The sequence below is a fragment of the Streptomyces sp. NPDC026575 genome, assembly GCF_055567415.1.
The window spans coordinates 1-20,348 of record NZ_JBVHQM010000054.1; the positions used below are offsets into that span (position 1 = coordinate 1).

Here is a 20,348-nt window from a genome sequence, read left to right on the forward strand (position 1 = left end):
CCACCGCGATCGTCATGGAGCTGCAGGCGGCCGGCCTGCTGGCCACCGCGGTTCGGCGTGATGCGGCCGTCGAGTACGAGTGCCCGCAGTGCCACGTGTGGGCCGTCTGGACACACGGCGAGAGCCTGCTGGAGGGCGGCGCCCGTGACGCCGTCTGGTGCCAGTCCTGCGGCGTCACCGTCGCCCTGGCTGCGTGCGCCTCCCGGCCGGTCGAGTTCCGTCTGCTGCAGGCCCGGGTCGCCGAGCTGACGTCCCTGCTGGAGCAGGCCCGGAACCAGGCCCGCACCTCTCTGCTTGAGGGGATTGAGCACTGATGGCGACCGCGACCCCGTCTGCGAGGAAGACCGTAGCCGCCGACGTGCTGATTGAGGTTCGGGAGCGTCTCCTCGCTGACCCGACCCACTCCGACGCGGCGGTGTCCGCGACCTCGATGTCCATCTTCCTCGTGCAGCACCCGGAGGTCCGGGTCGCCAAGAACGAGGACTACCCCGAGTGGCTCGCCCAGTTCGAGACCCCGAAGGATGCTGACCGTGGCTGACCGCCCGAAGCCCGAACCCGCCTGCCAGCCGGTACAGATCGTTGCCGGGGAGGGCTACTGCCTGACGCGTGACTGCGACCACGACATCGCCCCCGGCGAGGACTACTGCGACGACGTTCGCGAGGAGACGGCGTGTGCCACGCACTCGACGTTCGACGCCGAGCCCGATGAGTACGAGACGGTCACGCACGCCGAGCCGTGGCCCTGCAAGGTCGGCGCCCAAGCCGCAGTGAAGGAGACCGACCGTGGCTGACGACTACCCGGAGATCGCGGCTCGCTTCGCCCGCGACACCGCCCAGCACCACATGACCGTCCTCCACGACGACGGCCTGTACCGGCACCTGCGGTTCACCAGCAACCCTCGCGGCTACGGCGAGTACTGGTTCGACCTGATCACTTGGCCGGGTCGGCTGGCCATCTGCGGCGACGTCGGTGATGACTATGTCTTCAACCGGCTGCCCGACATGTTCGAGTTCTTCCGGGCCGACCGACGGTGGGGCATCAACCCGCACTACTGGGCCGAGAAGCTCGGTGGTGGGCGAAGCTCCGTCAAGTCGTTCTCCGAGGAGGCATTCCGGCAGATCGTGCGCGAGCTGTTCGTGTCCGCCGTCCAGTGCGAAGCCACACCGCGCGGGCTCGGCAAGGCCATCCGCGCCGACATCCTCGACCAGGACCTGTTCGACGAGGACGAGGCCCGCAAGCTGCTGGAGTCCTTCGAGTACAAGGGCTTCACCTTCGAGGACACGTGGGAGTTCAGCTTCCACGACTACGACTCCAGCTTCCTGTGGGCCTGCCACGCGATCCAGTGGGGCATCGCCCGATACGACCGGGTCCGCCGCTACGGCCTGCAGCCCCTCGCCGAGCCCGCCCGTAAGGCGGTGTCGGCATGAGCGACCAGGCTCTGCAGGGGACGGTGTACGAGGCGATCGCCTCGTTCCAGCTCACCGCGCAACTCTCCAGCCTCCAGCACGCACAGATGCGGCAGCACCTCGCCGAGCACCTGGCCGAGGCACTGAGCCGCGCCGGGTACGCCCCACGCACCGAGGTGTTGCGTGAGGCTGCCGCCGTGGCGGGCCAGTTCCCTGGGCGGTTCTCAAGCCTGAAGGACATGAAGGCGGCCGGGCTGATTGGCCCGCACACGATGAGCACTGCGATCTGTGACGAACTGCGCCGCATGGCCGACGCACCCAAGGGTGGCGTCTCGTGACCGCCGTGCTCACCCTCACCCTCACCCGCTCGGGAGGCGCCATGTCTCTGACCGCTTTCGACCAGGCCCGCGGCCTGCGGCTCATCGCCGACGTGGGGGAGTCGCACCCGCACCTGCCGGCGGCTGAGGTTCACGTGCACCGGCAGATCAGCCTGGTGGCCGAACTGACCGTCGACGTGGTCCTGCACGGCGACGCGGCCGGCTTCGGACAGTGGCAGCGAGCCCTCGGCATCGACACCGTGGCCACCCGCCGGATCGACTTCGGCGGCCAGGTCACCTCCGGCCACGTCACCCGGGACGGCATCACCGTCGTCCTCACCCTGCACCACCGGCAGGACGCCCCGCCGGCCCGAGTCCTGGCGGTGACGGCATGAAGGCCCAGACGCCGCGGGCCGTCGACCCCGACTTCGCCCGGTCGATCGCCGACGGGCTCACCGAGTCCTACGAGGCGTACTGCAAGCGGCTCGACGCCAGCGACGCGCCGGCCAGCCAGCAAGGCACCCACCGAGAGGAGGACCAGTGACCATCCGCTACATCCTCCGCCTCCGCCGCCAGCTCGCCGAGGCCCGCCAGGAGAACACGCGCCTGGAGCAGGGGCTGCACAGCCTCGACGGGGAGATCGCCGACGTGCGGGCAGCCAACACCGAGCTGCGCGCGCAGGCGAAGGTCGAACTCGAATGGCGCCTCGCCGCCGTGACGGTCATCGAGCAGCACAACGTGGAGCGCGCCCGCCTCCTCGGGCGGCTTGAGCAGGCCATCGACTGGGCCACCGAGGTCGGCCGCGTCAACGCCTGCATCGACCGCCAGAACCAGGAGCGGGCCGCCGAAAACGAGCGTCTCCGCCGCGAACTCGCCGGCCTCAAGCGCCCGGTCGCCCGCGTCATCCCGCTCCAACAGCGCGGCCCCGACGCCGCCTGACACACCCACCGCACCACCTCTGAAGGGACAGCCATGCCTTCTTCCGCCTCCGACCAGCTCTTCCCCGACGACGTAGTCGTCGGCACCGGCCGGCTCCTCGGCGACTGGCCGATCACCGCCCCGACGCTTGTCGAGGTGCCCGCCACCGACGAACCCGCCACCGCCCCGCAAGCCGAGCAGCTGCCGTTCGACTCCGACGAGATGCGGAGCGCCGCCTGATGAAGGTCCGCGTTCCGCGGCGTGCTCTGGCCGACGCCACCTCGTGGTCGGCCAGCCACCTCGCAGCCAAGCCCACCGTGCCGGCCCGCGCCGGACTCCTCCTCGAAGCCGGCGACGGCCATCTGACCATTGCCGGCGTCGACTGGAACGTCACCACCCACAGCACCCTGTCCGCCGACATCCTCGAGCCCGGCCGCATCGTCATCTCCGGCAAGCTCGCCGCCCAGGTCATCGCCACCTACCGATCCGACCTCATCGACATCACCGTCGACGGCGGCCGGGCAACCCTGTCCGCCGACCGCGACCGGTTCATGCTGACGCTCCTACCGGAAGCCGACTATCCGGCCATCGCTGAACGGCCGGCCGCTGACGGGACCGTGGCTGGGGAGGAGTTCGCCGAGGCCGTCCGCCAAGTCGCGATTGCCACCGACCCCACCGTGGCCGCCGAACCGTGGCGCGGCGGCATCCAGCTCACCGCCGAAGGCGACCGGCTCACCGTGTGGGCCACCGACCGGTACCGCATGGCTGAACGCAGCATCGCCTGGACGTCGACCAACGGCGACCGCAGCGAGATCGGTGCACTCGTCCCGGCCCGGACCCTCGCCGACGCCGTGAAGGGCATGAACGCCACCGGAGACCTGGGCCTCACCCTCAACGGCAAGACGGCGGGCCTGAGCGACGACACCCGCTACACGACCCTGGTCCGCATCGACGAGCAGGGTCGCAAGGACCCGCACCAGTTCATCCCCGACGAATTCGTCACCGAGGCCATCGTCCCCGTCGACCAGCTGGTGGCCGCCGCCAAACGCGCCTGCCTGGTGGCCACCGACCGCAAGCCGAAGATCTTCATCGGATTCGGCAGCGACGAAATCTCCGTCCGCGCGGCGGGTGAGGACACCGGCGCCGTCGCCATGGACGTCGTCGACGGGCAGCACCTCGACGGCCCGGCCATCCAGATGGCGTTCCTGCCCGCCAACCTCCTCGACGGGCTCCAGGCCATCGGCACCGACAACGTCCGCATCGGACTCACCAGCAACGTCAAGCCGGCCCTGCTCCACGCAGTCGACGACGACAGCGACTACCGCTACCTCGTCATGCCCGTCCGCCTTTGAACCGCCGGCCGCCCCGCGGGCAGTGCGGGGCGGCCACCACCAAGGAGAACACGACATGGGAATCGACTTCTCGCACACCGAAGCGCACTGGAGCTACACCGGCTTTAACCGTTTCCGCACGGCGCTTGCCCTCTTCGAAGGCATTGACCTCGACGCCATGCGGGGATTTCGGGAGGGCGGCAAGCCGTGGGAGACAGTGTCCACGCCTCTCAAGCCGCTGCTCGACCACTCCGACTGCGACGGCGACATGAGCCCCGCCGACTGCGCCATCGTCGCGGTCCGCCTCCGCCAGGTTGTCGACGAGCTGTGGCCGGCTGAGACCTCTACCTGGGAGCTGAGCCCCGAGGCCAGCCTCAACCGCAGCAACGGCCTCCTCCTGGCTGAAGGCATGGAAGCCGCTGCCCGCGCCGGCGAGCCCCTCGAATTCTGCTGACCCGCCTCACCCCGAAAGGCAGCCATGCCCGCACTCACCTATCCGTCCGGCGCCACGGTCGCGTTGCCGGCCGACGCCAGCCCTGAGGACTGGCACGCGACCCGGGCCACCGGCCTCGGCGGATCCGACATCGCGGCGATCTGCGGCCTCAACCCCTACACCAGCCCCCTCGCCATCTACCACGCCAAGACCGGCAACCCGGCGCCCCGCGAGAACAACCCGGCACTCGACGAGGCCGCTCTCATGGGGCACCTCCTCGAACCCGTCGTCGCCGCCCGGTTCGCGGACATCACCGGGCTGCCCGCCATCGAGAACCCCGGCACCCTGCGCCACCCCGACGTTCCGTGGGCGCTCGTCAACCTCGATCGGGCCACCGAAGAGGATGGTCAGACGGGAGCGTTGGAGCTCAAGACCCGCTCCAGCTACGCCCTCAACGACTGGGTGGCCGAGGTCCCTGTCGACGTGCAAGTCCAGGTGCAGTGGCAGCTGTTCGTCACCGGCTGGCAGTTCGCCTACACAGCCGTGCTCATCGGCGGGCAGCGCACCATCGTCCAACGACTCGACCGCGACCAAGAAATGATCGACCACCTGGTATCCATCGCCGCCGAATTCTGGGGCTGGGTACAGGACCGCACCCCTCCGCCCGTCGACGGGTCTGTCGCCACCGGCAAGCTCCTCGACCGCCTCCACCCCCACGGCAACGGCGAGGTAGTCGTCGCCGACCCCTTCGAGGTCGAGACGCTCCTCAAGCAGCGGGCTACCGCCAAGGAGCAGATCGCCGCCGCCGAGCTCGCCGTACAGGCCGCGGAGAACCGACTGAAGGAAATCGCCGGCGACGCCACCGAAGTCCACATCAGCGGCGAGCGCGCCTACTCGTGGGCCAACTCCCACAACAGCCACATCGACTGGCGCGATCTCGCCGACGACCACCCCGAGGTCGACCTCGACGCCTACCGCGTCACCACCCCTTACCGCACCCTCCGCGTCCACCTGGAGTCCCTGTGACCAGCGCAGCCCGCAACGCCGTCGCCCGCCGCGCCGAGACCGTCGGCACCGTCCAGCAGAACGAAGCCGATCAGCAGCCGACTCTGGCCCAGCAGATCGAGCGCATGAAGCCGGAGATGGAACGCGCTCTGCCCAAGCACATGAGCGCCGACCGTATGGCGCGCATCGCGCTGACGCTGGTCCGCAAGAACCCCGACCTGGCGAACTGCGACACCCAGTCGTTCCTCGGCGCTCTCATGACCTGCTCGCAGCTGGGCTTTGAGCCCGGCTCGCCGACGCAGGAAGCCTACATCGTCCCGCGCAAGGGCCAGGCCGAGTTTCAGCTTGGCTACCAGGGCATGGTGACGCTCTTCTACCAGCACCCCATGGCGTCCTCAATCAAGGTCGAGACTGTCCGGGAGAACGACTACTTCGAGCACGAGGAAGGCCTGGAGGAGCGGCTCGTTCACCGCCCTTGCTCGACGGGGCCTCGCGGCCGCGCCATCGCCTACTACTCCGTGGCCCGCCTGATCAACGGCGGCCGGACCTTCAAGGTCATGTACCCGGATGAGATTGAGGAGCGGCGCCAGAAGCTCCCCTCGAAGAACAGCCCGGCGTGGCGGGACAACTACGACGAGATGGCCAAGAAGACCGTCCTGCGTAACCACTTCAAGGCCTTGCCGAAGAGCGCCCAGTTGGCGCGTGCGATGGCCCACGACGGCACCGTCCGCACAGACGCCACGGCCGACGTAATCGACGTCAAACCCGAGTACCCGCAGCGGCCTGAGCTCGAATCCGGCACCACCGACTAGCCCGCACGCGCCTGGGCCGCCCGCGGCCAGTGCGGGCGGCCCACCCTCCAGGATCCCCCCGATCGGAGAACCCCATGCCTCGTTCTCTCACACCGGCCGAGCGTCTCGCCGCCGCCGACAAGGACACCACCCTCGACAGCATCGTCGCCCGCACCGGCGACTGGGACAGGCTCCTGGTCGAGCAGGCCGTGTGGCACTTCGGTCTGGCGAACGACACCTTCTCGGCGAACGACCTGCGCGAGCTGCTGCCCGAGCTGGCCCACGGCTACCTCGGCGCCGCCATCAACGGCCTCCGCACCGCCGGCCTGATCGAACACACCGGGCAGATGGTGCCGTCCACCAGCGGCCCCACCCACGGCCACCGCATCGCGCTCTGGAGGTTGTCGATCAAGGGCCTGCTCATAGCTGAGACCCGCCGGCCGCGGAAGGCCGCCGCATGAAGGTCACCGTCCTGTTGCTGGCCGGCGCCCGAGAACTCACCGAGCCCGGAGTCGTCCCCGGCACCCTCGCCGACATCGCCTTCAACATCGCCGAAGGGCCCGTCGTCGTCCGCCACGGCGCCTGCCCCGGCGAGCACTCTGCCGACCAAGCCGCATCTGACTGGATCAACAGCATCGGCAACCGGTACGGCATCACCGAAGACCCCATGCCCGCCGACTGGGACCACTGCGTACCCAACTGCCCGACCGACTCCGGGCATCGGCGCCGAAAGAAGCCCGGCGACACCGCACACCCCGGAACGCTGCCCGACTACTGCCCGGCCGCCGGCCCCCGCCGCAACGCCGCCATGGTCGCCAAGCAGCCCCGCCCCGACTACATGATCGCCTGCCCGGAACCCGGCCAGCCCAACTACGGAACACGCAACTGCATGCGCCTCGCCAAGCAAGCAGGCATCGAGATCCACGAGGTGGTCGCATGAACCTCCTCCGCCGGCTCGCCGCCTGGATCCGCCGCCCCCGCCCCGTCGACATCGACCCGCAACTCGCCGAACTGGAACGCGCTCTTCGACGCCCTGCCGCCCGCCACCGCAATACCCCAGGAAGGGGGAACTGATGACCACCAAGGCACTCCCGCCGCACGGCAGCCTCTACCGACACAAAGGGTTCAGCTGCAACTGCACACCATGTCACCAGGCCGGACTCGACTATCAGCGCACCCGCTACCGCCGCATCGGATACGGCACCTGGCACCCACTCGTAGACGCCGCCCCTGTCCGGCAACACATCGCAACGCTGCGCCGCGACGGAGCCAGCATCCCGAGCATCGCCTCTGCGGCAGGTGTCTCCACCGCCACCCTGGCCCGCCTCCTCTACGGCGTGAACGGCAAGCGCCCAACCGCCCGGCTCCGCACCGAGTCCGCCAACGCCCTGCTCGCTGTCCGCGCCGAAGACTGCGCTCTCCCCGACGGCGCCCGCATCGACGCAACTGGCACCCGCCGCCGCATCCAGGGACTCGTTGCAGCCGGCTGGCCCTTCACCGTGCTCGGGCCAGAGATGGGCATCCACAACCGACCCCTCGGTGCCCTCGCCCGAGCTACCGCCGTCACGGCCGGCAACGCCCGCAAGGTCAAGGTCGGCTGCAGGCGCCTGGCCACATATACACCTGAGCAGTTCGGTGTCCCACCCCAGGCCCGCTCCCTGGCCCGCCGCGTCGCACAGCGCGAGGGCTGGATGCCCCTCGCGGCCTGGGACGACATCGACGACCCCGCCTGCGAACCCGACCTCGGGCCGGATTCCAGCGCCAACCGGAACGAGTCCAGCGCCTACCGCCGGCAAGAGATCGGCTACTTGAGCTCCTTCGGGATCGCAGAGCACGAGATCGCCGACCGGCTCGGCATGGCCCGCGCCTACGTCCACGACCTCATCCGCGACATGAACAAGCCGCCGAAGGCCATGCCGGCGCTCGACATCGCCGCGTAGACGCCCCTCAACCCGCACGTCCGAAGGAATCCATCATGGCTCGTGGCCACGGCCGGATCCTCACCTCCATCTGGGAGGACGAGGACTTTCTCAACCTCGACGAGCAGCAACAGCGCATGTACCTGTTCCTGATCTCGCAGCCCAACCTGAATCACGCTGGCCTGCTGGACCTCACCCTTCGGCGCTGGTCCCGAAAGGCCCGCGGCTTGACCGTCGCTGAGCTGGAAAAGCGGATCGCTTCCCTGGATGAGGCTCGCTTCGTCGTCATCGACGACGACACCGAGGAACTCCTCATCCGGTCCTTCGTCCGCAACGACGGCGTATGGCGCATGCCCAAGGTCATGGGCGCCATGGTCTCCGGCGCGCTGGAGATCTCCTCCAAGCGACTGCAGAAGGCACTCCTCGCCGAGATGGACCGCATCCCGCTGGAGGAGCTGAACGGCGAGCCGGCCAAGCTGCGCAACGGCACCGAAGGGCCATCGATCCGCCAGCAGGTAGCCGACCACATCGACACCCTCCGCAAGGCGTTCGGGAACCCCGAACCAGACCCGAGCCGAGGGGGTTTCGGAACCCCCTCCGACACCCCCTCGGCAACCCCCTCCGATACCCCTGACGAAGGGGGTCCGAAAGGCTCTACGCGCGGGCGCGCGGGCGCGCACATGCACGCGGCCCCTGCCCCTGCCCCTACCCCTGCCACCAACCCCTGCCCCCACCCCACCCCTTCCGCGGGCGAAGGTCCGACTGGCGGGAGCGCGCAGCGGGTGCCTCAGACGGAGGGGCTACCCGAGCGGATGTTCGCCCGATGGTGGGACACCTACGGCCCTCGTACCGCGCAGTCCAAGCACACGGTCCGCAAGGCCATTGCTGACGCCCTCAAGAACGGCAACAACCCGGACGAGCTGTGGCAGGCACTCGTCCGCATCGGAGACCTGAGCAAGCCCGTCACCGGCGGGACCCTGCAATTCGCCTTCTCTGAACTCCGCCAGGCCGCCAGCAACGTCCGCCCGATCCGCCGCTCAACCACCGATGAGCGCGTCGCTGCCGGCCTGGCCCTGGCAGCCAAGTACCGCGAACAAGAACAGCGTGCCGCCCTTGAGGCCGGCCCCTCCGCCCCGCAGGAGACCGCATGACACTTTCCGAAACCGCCGAGCTTCTGGCCATCGCCGCTGGCATCGACCAACGAACGATCGGCGACGCCGACGTCCACGCCTGGCAGATGGTCCTTCACGACATTCCCTTCGCCAATGCCGCCACCGCTCTGCAGGCCCACTACCGCAGCACTAACCGCCGCATCATGCCCGCCGACATCGTCCAGCGCGTCAAGCCCGCCGCCGGCTACGAGTCCTACGCCGAGAAGGGAATCTTCTAGTGGAAGACCACGACGGCTCCCGCGAGTACGAGCGGGTACCGCCACAGGATCTGGACGCCGAGCAGGCCGTCCTCGGAGCGATGCTCCTGTCGCGAGCCGCGGTCATGGACGTCGTCGAGATCCTGACCGGTGTCGAGTTCTACCGGCCCGCACACCTAACGGTGTTCGACACGATCCTTGCGATGGTCGCTCGCGGAGAGCCGGCAGACCCCATCACCGTCGCCGCCGAGCTGACCAAGCGCGGCGAGATCGGCCGGGTGGGCGGGGCCTCTTACCTGCACACACTTGTCCAAGCCGTTCCGACCGCCGCGAACGCGGAGTACTACGCCGACGTCGTCCGCGACATGGCATTGCTACGCGGCCTCATCGAGACCGGCACACGCATGGTGCAGATGGGCTACAACCCCGACCGCGAGACCAGCGAACTCGTCGAAAAAGCCGTAACTGAGACGCGCGAACTCCGTGACCGCGGCATGGCCTCGGAAGACCTGCCCACTGAGGACATCCTCGACTTCGTCCAGGTCGAAGACACCTACGACTGGCTGGTGCCCGGACTCCTTGAGCGCCGCGACCGCCTGATCCTCACGGCCAGCGAGGGCGGCGGCAAGAGCGTCCTACTCCGCCAGCTGGCCGTCACCCTGTCCGCCGGCATCCACCCGTTCAAACCCTGGGAGACGATCGACCCCGTCCGGGTGCTCACACTCGACTGCGAGAACGGCGCTCCCGCTTCCCGGCGAAAGTTCCGCCCCCTGCTCGATTCCGCAGCAGGCTTCGAACAGCCCGTGAAACGCGGCCAGTTCTACATCGAATGCCGGCCCGAGGGCCTGGACCTGACCCGCTCCACCGACCGGTCGTGGATGATGCGCCGCGTCGAAAAGCTCAAGCCCGACGTCCTGATCATCGGTCCGATCTACCGGCTACACGCAGGCGACCCGAACTCCGAAGAGCTCGCCCGCAAGGTGTCCGTCGTCATCGACGAAGCCCGAGCCACCTCCGGCTGCGCAGTCCTCATGGAAGCCCACGCACCCCACCACAACGGCTTCGGCCAGCACCGCAACTTGCGCCCCCTCGGCTCCTCCCTGTGGATGCGCTGGCCAGAGTTCGGCTTCGGCCTCCGCCCCGTCGAAGACGAGAAGTCCGCCGCCAACACCGAAGGCGCCCGCGGTAGGCGCGTCGTCCCCTGGCGCGGCATGCGAGACGAACGCGACTGGCCCGCCTTCATCAAGCAGGGCGAGAAGTGGCCGTGGGTGTCCTACACGCCCATCGACGCCGACTCAATCACTGGCTATTCCGAGACAGGAGCGATCTGGTGAACGACCCCAACCCGCTGTACGCCGACGCCTGCGAGAACTGCATGACCCGCGACGTCTTCCCGCAGTCATCCCTCCCCGACGGGGCCGAAGGGATAGTCGCCGGCTACCGATGCCCCAACTGCGGTCACTCCTGGACCTGCTCGTGGGCACTCGTGCCGGGCCGGGCCGTGCCGCCTGAGCCGGTCCACATACCGACCAGGCTCGGCGACCTCGTTACCGCACTCGTCGAAGAACAGACCGCCATCAACCGCGCCCGCAAGCACCTGTCCAAGGAGGGGCCCGCATGACCGAGATCCTGCCGATCGGCACCCCGGTGTGGGTGGCCCAGGCCGCCCGCCAGGACGGGACGCGTCGCGCCCTGGCCGGTGACGGCCTGGTGTCGGGCCGGGTGCCGTGCGACGCGTGCCTCGCCCAGCAGGCCGTCTCGGGCCGGGCGATGACGCCGGCCGCCTACGGCATCGCGGCCGCCGTGTGCCGGGAGCCCGTGGGCTACGTCGCCCGGGTCCGCGGGCTGCCGGTGACCGTCATCGACGGCGACCCGACGGTGATCGCGGTTCCGATCACCAGCGACGAGCGGAGCGCGGCATGAGCGGCCCCCGCATCGGCTCCCTGTTCACCGGCACCGGCGCCCTCGACCTGGCCGTGATGGACGTCTTCGGCGGCGAAGTGGCCTGGCATTCGCAGTACGAGCCGCCGGACAAGAACGGCAAGGAAGACACCAACCAGTACGCCGCCCAGATCTTGGCCCGCCACTGGCCCGGCGTCCCGAACCTGGGTGACGTCACCGCCATCGACTGGGCCGAGGTGGAGCCCGTCGACATCCTCACTGGCGGCTTTCCATGCACCGATGTCTCCACCGCTGGCCGCCGCGCCGGCCTCACCCCCGACACCCGCTCGGGCCTGTGGAACCACATGGCCCGCGCCATCCACGTCCTTCGACCCCAACTGGTGGTGATTGAGAATGTCCAAGGGCTCCTCTCAGCGAAAGCTGTCGGCGACATGGAACCCTGCCCGCAGTGTGTGGGAGACGGATCTGCTGAACCTCCACTGCGGGCATGCGGAGCCGTTCTTGGGGACTTGGCCCGCCTCGGGTTCGATGCGGAGTGGTGTGTCGTCGCAGCGTCGGAGGTCGGCGCTCCCCACCCCCGCAAGCGAGTCTTCATCATCGCTTGGCCAGCTACTGCCGACGCCGCGGACCTCGGACACGAACGGGGCGGGGGCGCACGGGGACGGAGGGCCGGGTCTGCGGACACCGATCTCGTTGCTGCCGACGCCAGCCGCCCGGGACTGGAAGTCGGGCGAGTCGAACCTGATGGATCGGAACGCCCGGCCGTTGAACGAGGTTGTAGTGAATCTGTTGCCGACGCCGACGGCGCGGCTGGGGGACGACACTTCCCGCGGCGCGGACCCGGCCCGGTACAAGGGCCCGAAGTCGATGAACGGAAGACGGAGCAACCTGGACGACTGCATCGCGGCGGTCGAGGCGAAGTCGCCATGGATCTCCAGCTCCGAAGCGGAGACTGTGACATCGACTGGGGCCCCTACGGACCCGCCATCCGACGCTGGGAGCGGATCCTCGGGCGACGGGCCCCATGGCCAACTGATGTTCGGGGACGCCTGAGCCCCGTCTTCACCGAATGGATGATGGGCCTGCCCGCCGGCTGGGTCACCGAGACGCCAGGGCTAACACGCGCCGCGATGCTGAAGGCGCTTGGCAACGGCGTGGTCCGTCAGCAGGCCGTGGCGGGCATCCGGCTGCTGTGCGAGCGGGCTGAACTGCTCGCCGTCGCTCCGGCGCTGGGGGTGGCCGCGTGACCGCCCCGTCCTCGACTCCCCGCGGCGAGCGTGCTGGCAAGCCTGGCCGCCGCTGGGAGACCGAACTCCGTTGGACCGGCGAGCGGATCGTGCCCGATGGCCAGCCGGAGCCCCGAACGAACCGTGCCACGCGACGTGCCGCAGTCCGAGCCAATCGCAGGAGGAACCAGTGACCGACAGCCACAGCTTCACCCTCAGGCAGCTTCTGCACCTCGTCGACCGGGCTCGCCGCGGCGTCATCCTGCCTACTGAACTGGACGATTTGCACGGAGGGCTCGTTTTTCTCGGCCAGCTACTGAGTGATCAGGAGGGCGCCTACCGCGAGGCGTCGGGAGCGGCTGACCGGTTCCGCGACGTGCTTTGCGAGGCGCTGGAGCACGTCGAAAACCCAGGGGATGACGTGTTGATCGCCGAACTTCGAGCCCACTTCGGCCAGTCCGGGCCGGAGCCGACTCGCTGGCGCGACTTCCTGACGGCAGCTCGCGCACACATCGACCAGATGAATGCCAGCCGCCGGGCCGCCTGAGCGCCCGCCTGAGCCCCTCGTGCACCCGAGGGGCTCCAACTCCCCAACCCAACTCACAGAGGCCGCGAGACGGCCACACACGCCCGCAGGAGACCGCGACGTGACGCACCGTCAGGAAGCGTGCATCCCCGAGAAGGCCACCCGTGGCCGCCTGAGCGCCTCGCAGGGCGACAGCGGCACCCAGGACACCCAAGCCTCCGAACGGGCCGCAGGCGGGCGCACAGTGCCTCGCGAGGCCGACCTGCACGCCACCCAATGCGACACCTGCCGCACCCACCAGGAAACCGACCGGCAACTCACCGAGAACTGGCACGCCGCAACCCGCCCCGACCGCCCACCCATCACCGACCAACTCATCCGCAACCACGACGCCCACCGCCGCCACACGGAGGACCGCCACCGATGACCGCAGCCACACCCACTGACCAGCCGACCGCGTTAGCCCGACACCGGGCCGCCATCGAGGACGTCATGCTCCTCGGCCTCGAAGGCGCCGACCTCGCTGGCGACGAAGGCATCCGTCGCATCCACGACTGGGCCGACTGGCTCGCCGAACAGGCGGCCCACGTAACCGAGGCCGAGACCCGCCGACTCACCGCCGAACGCGACCTGCTCGCCAGCGCCGTCGCCGTCTACACCCGCCGAACCACCGCCGACGTCCTTGCCGAAACCCGAGAAGCACTCAACGAACAGGAGACCAACCAATGACCGACCTGCGCCTGATCATCTCCCGCCCGGAACCTGGCGAGTGGCTCGGCCGCCTCGACGTCGTCGAAGCCTTGGAGAAGGCGGGCTGGACCGGCGACGACGACATGCCACTGAGCATCCTCCGGCACCCATCCGGCGCCGTCTGGGCTGTTGTCGATGAGACCGGCGACTCGGGCCTCGACTGCCCGAACGGCGCGGGCATCTCGTTCCCCACCGACACCCCGACCGTCGTCATCGTCGCCGCCTGCCTCGCCGCAGCCGCCACGCCGTGATCACGCAAGCGCACCGCCCGGGTCGTATCCGGGCGGTGCTCGCCCCAGCATCCCACGCACGCCAGGAGGCACCAATGACCGAGATCGCCGCCGCCGAGTCGGAGCCCTGCGCCATCTGCCGCAAGCCCAGCCGGACCCGCGTCCACCCCGGCTGCCAGGCCCGCATAGCCGAGCACCTCGCCGACCTCCCCGCCCTGCACGCCGAGCTCGCAGACCACCTCGCGCCCGGCCGGGGAGGCGACGGCGGCAGGGCCGGCACCCGCACCGCGCCCATCCCCTGCTCGCTGGAGGTGCTGAGCCTCACCTCCCGAGGCGGCATCGAAGGCGTCCTGGCCGGCTGGGAGGCCAGCACCCGGGAACTCCTCGGATGGGATCCGGCGCCGCGCCGGACGGTCGGGCAGTCGGTCGGGGCCTCCGCGCGATTCCTCGCCGTCAACCTGCAGTGGATCTGCGACAGCCACCCGGCCATTGCTGACCTGGCCCGCGAACTCGCCGCGCTCGTGGCCCACGCCCGCCGCATCATCACCGGCGACCGGCCCGAACGCCGCGTCGCCGTCGCCTGCCACTGCGGCAGCACCCTCCACGTCACCCTCAGCACCCCCGGCACCCGATGCCCCGCATGCGGCCAGCAGTACGGGCACGCCGAGGCGCTCCAGTTGCCGCTCGCCGCGCGATCCGCGGCGTGACCGAGGCCCCCGCCGGCACGGTGGGGGCCTCGCCGTGTGCTCAATCCTCGGCCGGCAGCCGGCGCGCCAGGTTCCCGGCCAGGTGTCGCGCCGCATACGCCCCGTCGCCGTCTGCTTCGGCCAGCAGCTGCAGCAGCTCCACGGCCGCGCGCGCCTCCCGTAGGGTCAGCAGCGGCGGGCGCTGCTCGTCCACGTCCACCACACCGTCGACCAGGCCAAGGAGCCGGTCATCCATGTCGCTCATGGACTGGGCAACGGGCCTCTGACCTGCATGGTTACGACCCGCGGATGGAATATGCCACTGGCATATATGTTCACTATCGTTCGTTCTCGTTTCCAACCAGCACGCTCCGATTGCGATAGCGTCTAATCGCGATCGGAGACTAAACCGGGAGGGCGGCAATGTCCGACGAGCCGTGGACCATCGAAACCATCTGCGAAGCCCTCGGTAACCCCGACCTCACCAAGCGCTTCCTCGGCGAGTTCAACACCGCCAAGGTCCATGAGCTGGTCCCCACCTTCGAGAAGTGGGCTGGGATCGCCGCCCGCATCCAGGCCGCCGAACAGCGCGGCCGAGAACTCGCCGCCGCCGACGCCCAAGGCGAAGAGCTTCCCGGCGAGTGGGTCGACCGCACCGAATGGGTCCAGCAGGAAGCCCGCCGGATCCGGGCCGGCCGCGGCGCCGCCTAACCTTCAGAACCTGGTAACACACAGTCGCTGATCCGATACTCTGCTGAACGCCGACCTCACCCACTCGTGACCAGGCGACCGCAGGAGGTCAGCGCAGTGTTCCGGCTCATCTACGACCCAGGGGTAGACCAGCTCCACGACGAGCTCCCCTCAGACGTCAGCCACGCACTCACCATGGCCCTCCAAGCCGCCTGCCACGACCCCATCGGACACACCGCACCCCGCGGCCAAGCCGACGAGTGGAACCGGCAGATCCAAGTTGACGGCGCCCTCGCCATGATCTTCGTGAGTTACAGCCAGAAGACCCTCGCCGTCGTCGACATCATCGACCTCGGGTAGACGGCGGCGCGCCTTCGCTCACCCGTTCGATCGGTGGGAGTAAAATCCTGACCCGTGAGCAACACATTCCCCGACGATCTGGTGCAACTACAGCGCGACCTCGACAAGGCCAAAGCCGAGCTCAAGCAGTTCCTCGACCAGCACCCCCACTCCCCGGAACCCGCAGACGGCTGGACCGACAGGCCGGGCGAGGGCTACTGGCGAGACCGGCACCGCGACCCCTCACCCGGCTGGAGCGACGAAGACAAGCAGACCGAGGTCGATCTCCGGCGGAATCTCCTCGACCTCATCGACCAGGTCCACAACCATCCGCACTGGGACACCTTGTCAGGGCCCGACCTCGTCAAAGCGCGCATGCGACTCAAGCACGTCGACGACCCCATCGAGGAGTAGCCCGACCGCATGCAGAAGGCCCCCACCCGGGATCGGGCGGGGGCCTTCGTGTGCCGCTCAGACCGTCACGGCCTCCTCCCGCAGGAACGTCGTCGGGCACTGCCGGCAGTACAGCGACCGTGCCCACTCCGCCCGCGCCTTTTCCGCCGCGGACGACTTCCGCCACAGCCATACACCCACGCCAGCGCCGCCGAACAACAGCAGAAGCCCCGCCGCGATCGAACCCGACACCAGCAGCACGACACCCAGCACCACCGCGCCCGCCGGCAACGGCCACTGCATCTTGTACTCGACCGGCTTCCCGTACTTCCCGTGCAACGGCGACTCCCGCGGCAACGAGGCGACAAAATCCGGCAGATCCTGAAGGTCGTCATGCTTGCAGCGCGGACACGCGAGCGCCATCCAATCCCCCTCAAGTCAGAAGAGGCAGCCTCCCAGCGGAAGACGGCATTCAGGAGGGCGCGAAGTCGCCAACGCGGGGCGTGGGGGCGCGAAGAAGCCCCGCCCGGGAAGGGCGGGGTCTTGCTCGCGCTCGACTACTCGGCCGCAGCCGGCTCGCCGTCGAGGTGCTCCTGCACTGGCTCGAACAGGCGGTAGAGGACATCTTGCGACGTCATTTCTTAAGCCGGCGCATCAGCGCACCGGCTTCGGCGGCGTCTGGGCCGCCTTCCGCCGCGACCTTCGCCAGCACCTTTACGAGCCTTCGAGCTTCGCCAGGGGTGATCTCTACCGGCTCGCTGGTCCGCCTGCGGTGTGTCCTCCTGGTTGTGCCGGTGGGGTGCGCGGCGGCCGGCGCACCGGACAGGCGTTGCTGTCGCCGCTCGCGCTCGCGAGCGACGAGAAGCAGGTGCTCCGTCGCCGGCCGTTGCCAGCTTCGGCTCTCGTAGTCACGAGCCTTGGACTCCCATTTGCGGTTGGCGCCCCATGGCTTGGTCCCGTCCATGCAGGACATGACTACGTTGCACTTGTCGCACAGGAGGCCGCGGACAAAGCGCACGCCTCCACCTTCCCAGTGATCAATAACGAGGCGCTTGCCGCCAGCGAGATTGGTGGCGACGCTGCAAATCTCGCATTGTCCTCCCGCTCTGGCGTGAAGCGCATCGAAGTCATCACAGGTGATGCCGTGGAGGACGAAGTGGTGACAAGTCTTACCGGTCGGATGATGCCGGGTCTCGGTCTGACGGCTGGGAGGCGCCTGCCTCATGACTAGAGTTCGTACTCTGCGGTCAGGGTTCGGCCTGCGCCGTGATAGTCGACGGCGTACTCGGTGGGTTCTCCATGCTGGTCCCAGTAGTGATTCGCCAGGACGAGCGTTAGCGTCCCAGGTTCGACTCCCAGGTGAGTCGCCACCTCATCGGGGAGGGGGCGGATGCTGACCGTGTCGCGGCGCCGGGTCGCGCGCCGCCCAGTGCGGTCTTCGATGAGGCCGAAGGTCATCTTCGGTAGAGGTTCAGGCACGAGAAACTCAGGCGCAGCCGCAGCGATGGCAGCCGACACCCAGGTCGCCGAGACGGTCTTCACGCCCTGGCTGTCGAGATACCGACGCCGACGTCGAGCAACCTCATCCCCCGCTTCGAGGCCGAGGGCATCAGCGACCTCCTGATCGGCGGCCACCATTTCGACGTCCAGAATTTCGACACGTTCGTCCTCGCCGAGGCCACTGCCGCCGGCCCGGAGCATGCGCAGCCGGTCAGCTCCAGCTGTGAGCTTTTGCGGCTCCGTCACGATTGTCCCGACTCCTGGAGTGGCGATAGCCCACCCCTCCGCTCGCAGGACTCCGGGGATGCGGGCGGCTGTTGCTCGGCTGACTCCCTCGGTGCGCATGATCTCGGCGACGGATGGAACAGCTTGCCCTGGCCGCAGTTCGCCGCTGCGGATGCGGGCGATGATCTGCTCGGCGATTCGCCGATAGGGAGGAAGTCCTTGCTGGTCAGGGGCCATGCTGTTCTAACCCTTCTAGAATCTTCTGGAAGTCTGTTGACTTCGGTAGGTGTTCTAGAACATCCTATGGGTGTGCCGGGCCGGAGGACAGAGCCTGGCAGGCCAACCACGACAAAAAGGCCCTGACGGGTATCCGCGGTGTTGCAGCACCACGGCCGTCAGGGCCAGGCATCTGGAGTCTGGAGAACTCGATGCAAGAAAACTCTATCGCGACGGCCCCATTGCGGGCGCCGATCGCGCTGGCCCTCCGGCCGAAGGACGTGGCAGCCCTTCTCGGGGTCGAGGTGTCGACCGTCTACCTCGCTATCCGGACCGGCCAGCTCGCTTCGTACCGTATTGGTGCCGGCCGCGGCACCATCCGCATCCCGCGCTCCGCTCTCGCGGATTACGCAGCCGAGCGCGGCATTCCTGCCGAGATGCTTGAGGTGGCGTCGTGAGCGTCACTCTCACCGCGACTCGCACCGCTGACACCGTCACGGTCTTCATCCGCAGCCAGCGCGTCACCGTCGACTGCCCGTCGTGGTGCACGCACCCTCACGCCGAGGCGTATCGGTCGCTTGAGGATGTGTCGCACCGCAGCGACGCGGTCACCCTGTTCGCCCCGTCGGAGGGCGGCGTCATCGAGTCGGTCCTTGCGGCTCACGTCTCCAGCTGGCCGTTCGCCAGCGACCCGGCGACCGTCACCCCGCACATCGCCTTCGAGCCGGTGGGCGCCGAGGTCGCTCAGCTCACCCCCGAGGCCCTGATGGCGTTCGCCGGCCAGGTCATCGCCCACGGCTTCGCCCTCCGGGCTCTCGCCGCGACCATCTCGGGCGGTGCCCAGTGAGTACGGCTCCCGCCCCGTTCCCGGGCGACTCGGACCCGTCGCTGGATGAGGCCCTGCGTCGCATCACCGATCCGACCGGCTCTCTGGCCGAGGTGGACGAGTCCCGCGCGGACCGTTGTGTGATCGCCACGGTGTCTCTGCTGGAGCGCGGCGCCACGGTGGACTACGTGGAGCCGCTGAGGTCCCGGGCTCGCCGCGCCTTCGCCGAAGCGGCTGCCGCGACTGAGCAGCCGGTCTGGAGCTGGTGACCGTGTCCACTCCTCGTGAGCGTCTGCTCCGCAACTTCGCCGAGTGGCTGGACGCCACCGCCCCGCTGGCTGGTCCGACGCCGACCGTGGCGACGCTGGACGTCGCCGACTACCCCCGCACCCGCACCACCGCGCATCTGATGGCCAACGCGCAGGTTGACCGGCTCGCCGAGCTGCTGGCGATCGACTCCGCGGTCCTGATCGCGAACCGGGCCGCGAAGGTCAACCTCTGACCGCCGCGCCCGCGGGCTGACAACCCCCGACACCCCCGGGCGCGGCCACCACTCCACCTCATCCGTGCACCACTCGCCGAAAGGCCATGCCGTCATGCCCGCAAACATCGAGACCGCCACCCAGACCGACTGGCCGGAGGGCGTCATCGCCCGCTACCTGACCGTCGGCAGCGCGACTGTCGACGTCAGCCACGACACCCTCTACCTCTCTGACACCGAGCCGAACGTGTCGCACGCCCTTTGCGGCGGGTGCGGCGCCTACTGCAACGAGGAGTGGGGGCAGTACGCCTACCGCTTCAACAACGGCAGCAGTGCGGCCGACGAGGAGGCCGGCAAGTGGGCCCAGTCCCACGCCGAGAAGTGCCGGGCCATGCCCCGCCCCACCGTCTGACCCGCACCCCACTGCCACCGCCGACTTCTTCCGAGAGGACCACCGTCATGCCCGAGAACACCCGTATCGCCTACCTGAACGAGTACCGGGATGCCCTCCACAAGGACGACCTGAACCGGCAGCTCGGTCTCCAGTTGGCCGCGCTCGACCTGGACCAGGCGGATCCCGACGGGCCGCGACTGATGGACGAGATCCGCGGCCTCCACCAGCCCGCCGCTGTCTGACCGGTGCCTGTCCTGCTCGGGCCTGTACCGAGCGGGGCGGGGAGCCGCCGCAGGCGCGCCCCACACAACCCATCGACGAGAGGACCGACTTCGTGCTCGACGACGACTCTGCTTTGACCCTGGCAGTGGAACTCAGCGAGGCGCCCGACCGGCGGGTGCGGACTGAAGCGCTGGAGCTCCGCCAGGTGCTGCGCCAGCCGGACAGCAAGGCTCGCGACGCCCACCGCGATCG

At 69.0% G+C, this 20,348-nt stretch carries 40 protein-coding genes and 2 pseudogenes; 38 read left to right on the forward strand and 4 right to left on the reverse strand.

Features of this window, described 5'->3' with window-relative positions; genetic code table 11:
• The 29 genes and pseudogenes from ACZ4NB_RS38110 to ACZ4NB_RS38250 all read left to right on the forward strand — a co-directional run.
• Positions 1 to 314 (forward strand): hypothetical protein (locus ACZ4NB_RS38110; RefSeq protein WP_467667638.1); only part of this gene is annotated, 314 nt, incomplete at its 5' end.
• Positions 314 to 538: a hypothetical protein gene (locus tag ACZ4NB_RS38115; RefSeq protein ID WP_467667639.1), complete on the forward strand. Its 225-nt coding sequence runs from the start codon at positions 314 to 316 to the stop codon at positions 536 to 538. The genes ACZ4NB_RS38110 and ACZ4NB_RS38115, both read left to right, overlap by 1 nt.
• Positions 531 to 791, forward strand: coding sequence for a hypothetical protein (locus ACZ4NB_RS38120; RefSeq protein ID WP_467667640.1), 261 nt, complete (start codon positions 531 to 533; stop codon positions 789 to 791). The genes ACZ4NB_RS38115 and ACZ4NB_RS38120 overlap by 8 nt, the downstream gene beginning before the upstream one ends.
• Entirely contained in the window at positions 784 to 1,428 is a 645-nt protein-coding gene (locus ACZ4NB_RS38125) for a hypothetical protein (protein WP_467667641.1), read from the forward strand. Before ACZ4NB_RS38120 ends, ACZ4NB_RS38125 begins: the two co-directional genes overlap by 8 nt.
• The gene (locus ACZ4NB_RS38130) at positions 1,425 to 1,745 is read left to right on the forward strand and encodes a hypothetical protein (protein ID WP_467667642.1); all 321 of its coding nucleotides are present in this window, start codon (positions 1,425 to 1,427) and stop codon (positions 1,743 to 1,745) included. Before ACZ4NB_RS38125 ends, ACZ4NB_RS38130 begins: the two co-directional genes overlap by 4 nt.
• Positions 1,742 to 2,119, forward strand: a complete 378-nt coding sequence (locus ACZ4NB_RS38135; protein ID WP_467667643.1) for a hypothetical protein — start codon at positions 1,742 to 1,744, stop codon at positions 2,117 to 2,119. Before ACZ4NB_RS38130 ends, ACZ4NB_RS38135 begins: the two co-directional genes overlap by 4 nt.
• Complete coding sequence (locus tag ACZ4NB_RS38140) at positions 2,116 to 2,268, forward strand: hypothetical protein (protein ID WP_467667644.1); 153 nt, start codon at positions 2,116 to 2,118, stop codon at positions 2,266 to 2,268. Before ACZ4NB_RS38135 ends, ACZ4NB_RS38140 begins: the two co-directional genes overlap by 4 nt.
• A complete protein-coding gene (locus ACZ4NB_RS38145) occupies positions 2,265 to 2,663 on the forward strand; it encodes a hypothetical protein (protein ID WP_467667645.1) in 399 nt (132 codons plus the stop codon). Before ACZ4NB_RS38140 ends, ACZ4NB_RS38145 begins: the two co-directional genes overlap by 4 nt.
• A gap of 33 nt (positions 2,664 to 2,696) precedes the next feature.
• Complete coding sequence (locus tag ACZ4NB_RS38150) at positions 2,697 to 2,882, forward strand: hypothetical protein (protein WP_467667646.1); 186 nt, start codon at positions 2,697 to 2,699, stop codon at positions 2,880 to 2,882.
• Positions 2,882 to 3,994: a DNA polymerase III subunit beta gene (gene dnaN / locus ACZ4NB_RS38155; protein WP_467667647.1), complete on the forward strand. Its 1,113-nt coding sequence runs from the start codon at positions 2,882 to 2,884 to the stop codon at positions 3,992 to 3,994. Before ACZ4NB_RS38150 ends, dnaN begins: the two co-directional genes overlap by 1 nt.
• A gap of 55 nt (positions 3,995 to 4,049) precedes the next feature.
• Positions 4,050 to 4,427 carry a hypothetical protein gene (locus ACZ4NB_RS38160; RefSeq protein ID WP_467667648.1) on the forward strand — a complete coding sequence of 126 codons (378 nt, stop codon included), beginning with the start codon at positions 4,050 to 4,052 and terminating at the stop codon, positions 4,425 to 4,427.
• Between the two features lie 24 nt (positions 4,428 to 4,451).
• Positions 4,452 to 5,432: a YqaJ viral recombinase family nuclease gene (locus tag ACZ4NB_RS38165; RefSeq protein ID WP_467667649.1), complete on the forward strand. Its 981-nt coding sequence runs from the start codon at positions 4,452 to 4,454 to the stop codon at positions 5,430 to 5,432.
• Complete coding sequence (locus tag ACZ4NB_RS38170; protein WP_467667650.1) at positions 5,429 to 6,223, forward strand: recombinase RecT; 795 nt, start codon at positions 5,429 to 5,431, stop codon at positions 6,221 to 6,223. Before ACZ4NB_RS38165 ends, ACZ4NB_RS38170 begins: the two co-directional genes overlap by 4 nt.
• Positions 6,224 to 6,297: 74 nt before the next feature.
• Positions 6,298 to 6,663 carry a hypothetical protein gene (locus ACZ4NB_RS38175; protein ID WP_467667651.1) on the forward strand — a complete coding sequence of 122 codons (366 nt, stop codon included), beginning with the start codon at positions 6,298 to 6,300 and terminating at the stop codon, positions 6,661 to 6,663.
• Positions 6,660 to 7,142: a hypothetical protein gene (locus ACZ4NB_RS38180; protein WP_467667652.1), complete on the forward strand. Its 483-nt coding sequence runs from the start codon at positions 6,660 to 6,662 to the stop codon at positions 7,140 to 7,142. Before ACZ4NB_RS38175 ends, ACZ4NB_RS38180 begins: the two co-directional genes overlap by 4 nt.
• On the forward strand, positions 7,139 to 7,276 hold the full coding sequence (locus ACZ4NB_RS38185; protein ID WP_467667653.1) for a hypothetical protein: 138 nt from the start codon (positions 7,139 to 7,141) through the stop codon (positions 7,274 to 7,276). Before ACZ4NB_RS38180 ends, ACZ4NB_RS38185 begins: the two co-directional genes overlap by 4 nt.
• Positions 7,276 to 8,142: a helix-turn-helix domain-containing protein gene (locus ACZ4NB_RS38190; RefSeq protein ID WP_467667654.1), complete on the forward strand. Its 867-nt coding sequence runs from the start codon at positions 7,276 to 7,278 to the stop codon at positions 8,140 to 8,142. The genes ACZ4NB_RS38185 and ACZ4NB_RS38190 overlap by 1 nt, the downstream gene beginning before the upstream one ends.
• 35 nt (positions 8,143 to 8,177) lie before the next feature.
• Positions 8,178 to 9,272, forward strand: coding sequence for a hypothetical protein (locus tag ACZ4NB_RS38195; RefSeq protein WP_467667655.1), 1,095 nt, complete (start codon positions 8,178 to 8,180; stop codon positions 9,270 to 9,272).
• On the forward strand, positions 9,269 to 9,511 hold the full coding sequence (locus tag ACZ4NB_RS38200; RefSeq protein WP_467667656.1) for a hypothetical protein: 243 nt from the start codon (positions 9,269 to 9,271) through the stop codon (positions 9,509 to 9,511). Before ACZ4NB_RS38195 ends, ACZ4NB_RS38200 begins: the two co-directional genes overlap by 4 nt.
• A 2-nt stretch (positions 9,512 to 9,513) precedes the next feature.
• Positions 9,514 to 10,023, forward strand: a pseudogene (locus ACZ4NB_RS38205) (DnaB-like helicase N-terminal domain-containing protein); the annotation flags it as partial.
• A gap of 12 nt (positions 10,024 to 10,035) precedes the next feature.
• Positions 10,036 to 10,824 (forward strand): annotated as a pseudogene (locus ACZ4NB_RS38210) (AAA family ATPase); the annotation flags it as partial.
• Positions 10,821 to 11,111, forward strand: coding sequence for a hypothetical protein (locus ACZ4NB_RS38215; RefSeq protein WP_467667657.1), 291 nt, complete (start codon positions 10,821 to 10,823; stop codon positions 11,109 to 11,111). The pseudogene ACZ4NB_RS38210 and the gene ACZ4NB_RS38215, both read left to right, overlap by 4 nt.
• Positions 11,108 to 11,413 carry a hypothetical protein gene (locus tag ACZ4NB_RS38220; protein ID WP_467667658.1) on the forward strand — a complete coding sequence of 102 codons (306 nt, stop codon included), beginning with the start codon at positions 11,108 to 11,110 and terminating at the stop codon, positions 11,411 to 11,413. Before ACZ4NB_RS38215 ends, ACZ4NB_RS38220 begins: the two co-directional genes overlap by 4 nt.
• The gene (locus tag ACZ4NB_RS38225) at positions 11,410 to 12,639 is read left to right on the forward strand and encodes a DNA cytosine methyltransferase (RefSeq protein WP_467667659.1); all 1,230 of its coding nucleotides are present in this window, start codon (positions 11,410 to 11,412) and stop codon (positions 12,637 to 12,639) included. Before ACZ4NB_RS38220 ends, ACZ4NB_RS38225 begins: the two co-directional genes overlap by 4 nt.
• Before the next feature lie 169 nt (positions 12,640 to 12,808).
• Positions 12,809 to 13,165, forward strand: coding sequence for a hypothetical protein (locus tag ACZ4NB_RS38230; protein ID WP_467667660.1), 357 nt, complete (start codon positions 12,809 to 12,811; stop codon positions 13,163 to 13,165).
• Between the two features lie 100 nt (positions 13,166 to 13,265).
• On the forward strand, positions 13,266 to 13,571 hold the full coding sequence (locus tag ACZ4NB_RS38235) for a hypothetical protein (RefSeq protein ID WP_467667661.1): 306 nt from the start codon (positions 13,266 to 13,268) through the stop codon (positions 13,569 to 13,571).
• Positions 13,568 to 13,873 (forward strand): hypothetical protein, encoded by a 306-nt coding sequence (locus tag ACZ4NB_RS38240; protein ID WP_467667662.1) that lies wholly within the window; start codon positions 13,568 to 13,570, stop codon positions 13,871 to 13,873. The genes ACZ4NB_RS38235 and ACZ4NB_RS38240 overlap by 4 nt, the downstream gene beginning before the upstream one ends.
• Complete coding sequence (locus tag ACZ4NB_RS38245; RefSeq protein WP_467667663.1) at positions 13,870 to 14,145, forward strand: hypothetical protein; 276 nt, start codon at positions 13,870 to 13,872, stop codon at positions 14,143 to 14,145. The genes ACZ4NB_RS38240 and ACZ4NB_RS38245 overlap by 4 nt, the downstream gene beginning before the upstream one ends.
• A 74-nt stretch (positions 14,146 to 14,219) precedes the next feature.
• Complete coding sequence (locus ACZ4NB_RS38250) at positions 14,220 to 14,831, forward strand: hypothetical protein (protein ID WP_467667664.1); 612 nt, start codon at positions 14,220 to 14,222, stop codon at positions 14,829 to 14,831.
• A 40-nt stretch (positions 14,832 to 14,871) separates the two neighbouring features.
• Here the strand turns inward: ACZ4NB_RS38250 and ACZ4NB_RS38255 are convergent, their stop codons facing one another.
• Positions 14,872 to 15,075 (reverse strand): hypothetical protein, encoded by a 204-nt coding sequence (locus ACZ4NB_RS38255; RefSeq protein ID WP_467667665.1) that lies wholly within the window; start codon positions 15,073 to 15,075, stop codon positions 14,872 to 14,874.
• A 158-nt stretch (positions 15,076 to 15,233) separates the two neighbouring features.
• On the opposite strand from ACZ4NB_RS38255, the gene ACZ4NB_RS38260 reads away from it, so the two are divergent.
• From ACZ4NB_RS38260 to ACZ4NB_RS38270, 3 genes are all read left to right on the forward strand, one after another.
• A complete protein-coding gene (locus ACZ4NB_RS38260; RefSeq protein WP_467667666.1) occupies positions 15,234 to 15,521 on the forward strand; it encodes a hypothetical protein in 288 nt (95 codons plus the stop codon).
• 96 nt (positions 15,522 to 15,617) lie between these two features.
• Positions 15,618 to 15,860 carry a hypothetical protein gene (locus ACZ4NB_RS38265; protein WP_467667667.1) on the forward strand — a complete coding sequence of 81 codons (243 nt, stop codon included), beginning with the start codon at positions 15,618 to 15,620 and terminating at the stop codon, positions 15,858 to 15,860.
• 54 nt (positions 15,861 to 15,914) lie between these two features.
• Complete coding sequence (locus ACZ4NB_RS38270) at positions 15,915 to 16,253, forward strand: hypothetical protein (RefSeq protein WP_467667668.1); 339 nt, start codon at positions 15,915 to 15,917, stop codon at positions 16,251 to 16,253.
• 57 nt (positions 16,254 to 16,310) lie between these two features.
• On the opposite strand, the gene ACZ4NB_RS38275 is transcribed toward ACZ4NB_RS38270, so the two are convergent.
• From ACZ4NB_RS38275 to ACZ4NB_RS38285, 3 genes are all read right to left on the reverse strand, one after another.
• Positions 16,311 to 16,655, reverse strand: coding sequence for a hypothetical protein (locus tag ACZ4NB_RS38275; protein ID WP_467667669.1), 345 nt, complete (start codon positions 16,653 to 16,655; stop codon positions 16,311 to 16,313).
• A gap of 211 nt (positions 16,656 to 16,866) precedes the next feature.
• Positions 16,867 to 17,457: an endonuclease domain-containing protein gene (locus tag ACZ4NB_RS38280; protein ID WP_467667670.1), complete on the reverse strand. Its 591-nt coding sequence runs from the start codon at positions 17,455 to 17,457 to the stop codon at positions 16,867 to 16,869.
• 2 nt (positions 17,458 to 17,459) lie between these two features.
• The gene (locus ACZ4NB_RS38285) at positions 17,460 to 18,194 is read right to left on the reverse strand and encodes a GntR family transcriptional regulator (protein ID WP_467667671.1); all 735 of its coding nucleotides are present in this window, start codon (positions 18,192 to 18,194) and stop codon (positions 17,460 to 17,462) included.
• Positions 18,195 to 18,385: 191 nt separating this feature from the next.
• Here ACZ4NB_RS38285 and ACZ4NB_RS38290 point away from each other — a divergent pair, with 191 nt between their 5' ends.
• The 6 genes from ACZ4NB_RS38290 to ACZ4NB_RS38315 all read left to right on the forward strand — a co-directional run bounded on the left by ACZ4NB_RS38290 (position 18,386) and on the right by ACZ4NB_RS38315 (position 20,116).
• Entirely contained in the window at positions 18,386 to 18,631 is a 246-nt protein-coding gene (locus ACZ4NB_RS38290) for a helix-turn-helix domain-containing protein (RefSeq protein WP_467667672.1), read from the forward strand.
• The gene (locus tag ACZ4NB_RS38295) at positions 18,628 to 19,020 is read left to right on the forward strand and encodes a DUF6907 domain-containing protein (RefSeq protein ID WP_467667673.1); all 393 of its coding nucleotides are present in this window, start codon (positions 18,628 to 18,630) and stop codon (positions 19,018 to 19,020) included. The genes ACZ4NB_RS38290 and ACZ4NB_RS38295 overlap by 4 nt, the downstream gene beginning before the upstream one ends.
• Positions 19,017 to 19,268 carry a hypothetical protein gene (locus ACZ4NB_RS38300; RefSeq protein WP_467667674.1) on the forward strand — a complete coding sequence of 84 codons (252 nt, stop codon included), beginning with the start codon at positions 19,017 to 19,019 and terminating at the stop codon, positions 19,266 to 19,268. The genes ACZ4NB_RS38295 and ACZ4NB_RS38300 overlap by 4 nt, the downstream gene beginning before the upstream one ends.
• A 2-nt stretch (positions 19,269 to 19,270) precedes the next feature.
• Positions 19,271 to 19,501 carry a hypothetical protein gene (locus ACZ4NB_RS38305; protein ID WP_467667675.1) on the forward strand — a complete coding sequence of 77 codons (231 nt, stop codon included), beginning with the start codon at positions 19,271 to 19,273 and terminating at the stop codon, positions 19,499 to 19,501.
• A 94-nt stretch (positions 19,502 to 19,595) separates the two neighbouring features.
• Positions 19,596 to 19,892: a hypothetical protein gene (locus tag ACZ4NB_RS38310; RefSeq protein WP_467667676.1), complete on the forward strand. Its 297-nt coding sequence runs from the start codon at positions 19,596 to 19,598 to the stop codon at positions 19,890 to 19,892.
• A gap of 47 nt (positions 19,893 to 19,939) precedes the next feature.
• Entirely contained in the window at positions 19,940 to 20,116 is a 177-nt protein-coding gene (locus ACZ4NB_RS38315) for a hypothetical protein (RefSeq protein WP_467667677.1), read from the forward strand.
• Positions 20,117 to 20,348: the final 232 nt, after the last annotated feature.